Annotated in this window: 5 protein-coding genes; all 5 read left to right on the top strand. The window is 72.7% G+C overall.

What is annotated here, in order from left to right; genetic code table 11:
* Window positions 1-203: hypothetical protein (locus tag G6024_RS10835; protein ID WP_159148686.1), on the top strand; the 203-nt coding region annotated here is incomplete at its 5' end.
* Between the two features lie 64 nt (window positions 204-267).
* Window positions 268-765 (top strand): hypothetical protein, encoded by a 498-nt coding sequence (locus G6024_RS10830; RefSeq protein WP_096906962.1) that lies wholly within the window; start codon window positions 268-270, stop codon window positions 763-765.
* A gap of 177 nt (window positions 766-942) precedes the next feature.
* Window positions 943-1,923 carry an ABC transporter ATP-binding protein gene (locus G6024_RS10825; protein ID WP_235027866.1) on the top strand — a complete coding sequence of 327 codons (981 nt, stop codon included), beginning with the start codon at window positions 943-945 and terminating at the stop codon, window positions 1,921-1,923.
* Window positions 1,920-2,666, top strand: a complete 747-nt coding sequence (locus G6024_RS10820; RefSeq protein WP_159148684.1) for an ABC transporter permease — start codon at window positions 1,920-1,922, stop codon at window positions 2,664-2,666. Before G6024_RS10825 ends, G6024_RS10820 begins: the two co-directional genes overlap by 4 nt.
* A gap of 24 nt (window positions 2,667-2,690) precedes the next feature.
* A partial coding sequence (locus G6024_RS10815; RefSeq protein WP_159148683.1) for a sensor histidine kinase occupies window positions 2,691-3,863 on the top strand: 1,173 nt, incomplete at its 3' end.

Genomic DNA, 3,863 nt, shown 5'->3' with positions numbered 1-3,863 from the left:
GTGTGCCCGGGACCTGGCCGGCGGTGGCCGTCGCCGACGCCACCGCGCTCGGGCAGCAGGCGGCGCCGCTGTCCGCCAACGCCCTCGCCGCGGAGTGCTCCACCCTGTGGTGGTCCGGTATCGGCAAGGTGATCGGCGGTGCAGTCTCGGCTGTGGTGCTGTTGTCGTTGCCGATCTCGCTCGTCCTGGCGGCGGTGGGATGAGAAGCAGGATGCCGGGTCTGCGGCCCGGGTGGGCCGGCGTTCGGACCGGAAAGGAGGTGACGTCGTGCCGCTGATCTTCGCCATCGTGGTGGTGGCGCTCATCGCCGGAGCGGTCGTGTGGATCGGCTCCACCGGATGGCTCATCCGCTCCGGGCTCGAGGATCTCGCACGCCGCCGGCGGCTCCTGCGCGGCACCGACCCGCTGCAACTGACCGCCCAGCAGGCGCTCGGCTCCGCCCGCCGGTCGTATGCACTGGCGTTCGAGGCGCTCGGCGCGACCGTCGACGCGTGGTACGACCTGCGGGAGACGCAGGGGATCGGCACCGCCCTCGAGGTGGTCTACCCGGAGATACAGAGCAAGGTCGACCCCGACCCGCGGTTCCGCGCCGTCCTCGAGCAGGCCAACGAGACCACAATGGCGGGACCCGCGCAGCAGCCGGACTCGGTGGCGGACCTGCTCGAGGAGGCCGCCCGCATCGACGCCATGACGCTCGAGATCCGCACCCGGATCCACCGTGCGCGGCCCCCGCGGCGTCGGGGCCCGGGCGCGCTCTTCCGCTGAACCGGCCCCGCCTCGTCCCGACCGCTCGTGAGGGGCCCCATGCGGCGGACCCGTGACAGTTGTCACCGGTGAGGTCGTGACAGGCGATCCTTCCGAACGTCATCGCAGGTAAGCGAGGGTGGAGGCATGGTTACCCACCGCTCTACCCGCCCCCGGGAAGCAGACCGCGTCGGCGCGGTGATCGACACCGACGCGCCCGCGCCCGCCCTCGAATTCCATGACCTGACGCAGACGTTCACGCCGCCGCGCGCCGAGACTGTCCACGCCCTCCGCGGCATCGACCTGCGCATCGAGGCCGGCGAGGTAGTGGCGCTGCTCGGCCCCAACGGTGCCGGAAAGACCACCGCCCTCGACATCGCACTCGGCCTCACCGAACCGACCGGCGGCCGGGCCCGCGCGTTCGGCGCCGCCCCCAGGCAGGCCGTCGCCGACGGGCGGGTCGCCGCCGTCCTCCAGACCGGCGGACTGCTCTCCGACCTCACGGTCGAGGAGACCGTCCGGGCCATCGCGGCCCTGTACCGGGACCCGGTCTCCGTGGGCGAGGTACTCGACCGGGCGGGGATCGCCACGATCGCCCGCCGCAAGGTCTCCCGCTGCTCGGGCGGCGAGCAGCAACGACTCCGCTTCGCCCTGGCGCTGCTGCCGGACCCCGACCTGCTCATCCTCGACGAGCCGACCGCCGCGATGGACGTGGGCACGCGCCGCGAGTTCTGGTCCACCATGCACGCCGAGGCCACGGCCGGGTCGACCGTCCTGTTCGCCACCCATCATCTGGAGGAGGCCGAGGCGTTCGCCGACCGCATCCTGCTCATGGCCCGCGGCCGGATCGTGGCCGACGGACCGGTCGAGACGATCCGTGCGATGGCCACGGGCACCCGCGTCACCGCGGTCTGGACCCCCGGGCCCGACGAACCCGCACCCCACGAGCTACCCGGGGTCACCGCGGTGGAGCGCACACCCACCCGGGTCATCCTCACCAGCACCGACAGCGACGCCACCGCGGGCGCACTGCTGCGCGAGACCGCCGCCCGCGACCTCACCATCAGCCCGCGCTCGCTGGACGACGCCTTCGTCGCCCTCACCGCCGATCCCGACACCGCCGACCCCGACACTGCCGACCCCAACACCGCCGATTCCCACCAGGAGGCAGTCCGATGAACGTCACCTACTGGGCCATCGACCTGCGCCGCAGCCTGCGCGACGTCACCAACATCTTCTTCATCGCCGGGCTGCCGCTCATCATGTACCTGGTGTTCGGCAGCGCCCAGTCCTACCGGGACGAGCCCGTCGCCCACGGCAACGTCGGTTCGATCGTCATGATCTCCATGGCCGTCTACGGCGCCGTCACCGCCACCACCTCGATCAGCGGCGGGGCCGCCCTCGAACGCTTCCAGGGCTGGGGACGCCAGCTCGGGCTGACCCCGTGGAGCAGCGCCGGGTTCGTGATCACCAAGTCCGCCGTGGCCATGACGATTGCGGCCGTGCCCGTCCTCTCCGTGGGACTGGTCGGCGCGCTCACGGGGGCCAAGGCCACACCGGTCGCGTGGGCGCTGTCCCTGGCCGCGGCGTGGATCGGGTCGGCGGTGTTCGCCGGGTACGGGCTCACCGCCGGGATGGCGTTTCGCTCCGAATCCGCGCTGGGCGTGGCCGGCGGGAGCCTGGTCCTGTTCGCCCTGGCCGGCAACCTGTTCATCCCGCTGTCCGGGACCGCGCTGGAACTGGCACGCTTCACGCCTCTGTACGGGATCAACGCGCTGGCCCGCTACCCGCTCACCGGCGGCGTCGTGACCGAGGCCGTCACCGACCCGTTGTGGCTTCCCCTGCTCAACGTGGCCGCCTGGGCCCTCATACTGGGGACAACGGCGACCTTCCTGGTCCGACGCCGTCGCGGCCGGGACTAGAGTCGGCACGGGAGGTCGACTCGGATGAGGACGAACAGTAATGCGGTCTGGCGCCGTGTCCGGGACGCGCTCACCAGCCCGAATGTCCTGTTCTCCCTGATCTGGCAGGTCTTTCTGATCTACCCGGTCCTCGCCGTCGTCTACTCTGGGGCGCCGACCGCAACCACGGTGCTGGGCCTGGCCTCCATCGCCGTGTTCTCCGGCGTCTACCTCGCCGGCTTCGCCTCGCCCGCCGTCACCCGCGACTACCCGCTACACCTGCGCAGGGCGGCGCGCCCCACCCGGGACCCGTCGCCGCTCGCGGCCCGCGGTGAGTCGCCGCTCGCGTCTCGCGGTGAGGCGCCGCTCGCGGCGGACGAGAACTGGCTCGACCACCCGGCCGGGACCCCTGCGCCGCTCGGCCTCGGCTACCTGGCCGGACTCGTGGTGTGCGCGTTCGGAACCCTGCCGGCCGCGGGGATCAACGGCCCGACCAATTTCCTGCCGTTCATCGCCTGCTTCACCGCCGCCGCCTGGCCGCTGCGGCGCAGCGTGCCCGCCGCGGTGGCGCTGATCGTCCTCGGGTGTGGCGCGGCGCTGCTCGAGAGCAACGTCGCCATGCTCATCCCGTGCTTCCTGGTGATCCCGGTGGTCCTGTCGATGATCGGCACCCGCATCTCCGTGGGCATCAGCGACCGCGAGGGCCACTACCGGCGCGCGCTCGGGGTGGTGGAGGAGCGCGAGCGGATGGCCCGGGACCTCCACGACGTGCTCGGCCACACCCTCACCGCCCTGACCATCCGCGCCCAGCTCGCCCGGGCCCGACTCGACTCCGACCCGGATATCACCCGCGCCGAACTGGAGAACATCGAGACGCTCACCCGCACCGCGCTGGCGGAGATGCGGCAGACCGTGTCCGGGATGCGCGTCGCCGATCCCGCGCGTGAGCTCGCCGACCTCACCGGATCCCTCCGCGCCGCCGGGATGGACGTGCGCGTGGACGGCACCCCGGATCTCGTTCCCGCGCAGTACGCGGTGCTCGTCGCGTGGACCCTGCGGGAGGCGGGCACCAACATCGCCCGGCACTCCGAGGCCCGCCGCGTCACCGTCGAATTCACCGCCGGCGGCGTGCGCGTCACCGACGACGGCCGGGGAATCCACGCCCGCCGGGAGGCCGGCTCCGGCACGGGCGAGGGGCCCGGCACGGCAGGGACCGGC

This window comes from Dietzia maris (assembly GCF_014144855.1).
In the GTDB taxonomy this organism is placed as follows: domain Bacteria; phylum Actinomycetota; class Actinomycetes; order Mycobacteriales; family Mycobacteriaceae; genus Dietzia; species Dietzia kunjamensis.
Note: the sequence above shows the minus strand (reverse complement) of the source record. Positions and strands in the feature narration are given on the sequence as shown.